Origin of the sequence: Sutterella sp. (genome assembly GCF_052272535.1) — a bacterium.
GTDB lineage: Bacteria > Pseudomonadota > Gammaproteobacteria > Burkholderiales > Burkholderiaceae_F > Sutterella.
On record NZ_DAVZJY010000372.1, the window covers coordinates 1 to 1,108 of the forward strand.

General features: G+C 68.3%; 1 protein-coding gene. It reads right to left on the bottom strand.

Annotation, left to right across the window (positions count from 1 at the left end; translation table 11 throughout):
* Nucleotides 1–1,037, bottom strand: a 1,037-nt coding sequence (locus tag ACT6Y9_RS11070) for an OST-HTH/LOTUS domain-containing protein (protein ID WP_443744569.1), incomplete at its 3' end; no start/stop codon positions are given.
* Nucleotides 1,038–1,108 lie beyond the last annotated feature (71 nt).

Below are 1,108 nucleotides of genomic sequence, written 5' to 3' on the forward strand. Positions count from 1 at the left end.
ACCACCTCGTCGGGGATTCCCGCCGTCGCCTCCAGGGGAGCCGTGGAGCGCCCCATGACGCCCGAGAGCGCCTGACTCAGGGGCGAAACCAATGCGACGCCCTTCAGCCCGGGATCGAGCGGATGAATCATCTTCATGCATGCGGAGTCCGCACGAGCGGCTGACGCTTCGCCAGCCGCGGCCTCGGGGGCGCCCCGCCACCCGTCCTTCTCAACCATGTTCTTCTCCTCGAGCTCACGATGCTCCGGTGCGTCGCGGCCTGCGCCGGCCGAGGGAGCGGCGGACGCTTCCTGCGCCTCAGACGCCTCAACCGTTTCAGAGGCCTGCACCTCTCCCGACGCCGCCGCAGATTCAACGGATGCGGCGGACGCCCCGGCGCCGTCCGGCCTGTCCATGGGGTGAGAGACTTCCTGCGTCTCCTGCGAATCCAGCGCCTCCTGCACTTGAGCCGTCTCAGCCGCTTCAGCCGCCTCGGCCTGAGCCGCCGCGCGCTCTTCCTCCGTCAGCACGCGCACGCGCATCGCGCTTGCGCCGTTCGGAAGCCTTTCCGTCTCGAGCGCGTACGTCTGCGCGAGCCCCTTGAAGTAGTTCGAGAGCTTCCTTACGCCGAAGACCGCCCAGTCGAAGTCGGGCGAAGCGCTCTTCACGGCGTCGTTGATGCGGGAGAGGTCGACGAACCGGGCGCCCTCGAGGCTCTCGCGGGCGACGACGCCGCGCACCATGTCGTGGAGGTCGGCTTCGGTCACCTCGGGGTTCGTCTGCGCCTCATGAAGGCGCCTGGCCTCCTCGGCCGTCTCGTCGTGAAGAAGCCGCACGCGGCAGTCGTTCCCGCCGCGCCCGTCCGGGCGGACGTCGCAGCGGAAGGTGGCCGAATGCTTCCTGAGGTAGTCGAGGAGCCCGCGCGTGCCCGAGAGGCGCCAGTTGACCTCGCCCACTTCACGGCGAACGAGGTTTCCGACATCCTGGCAGCGCGCCCAGCCCTCCTCGTCCTTCGTCTGCAGGATGGCCGAGGCGATTACTTGTCGGAGGTTTTGCATGGCGGACGGGCACTCTCATTTCTCCGGATCCGGCATGAAGCGCCGGCCCCGGACTGCTAACAGGATCAACA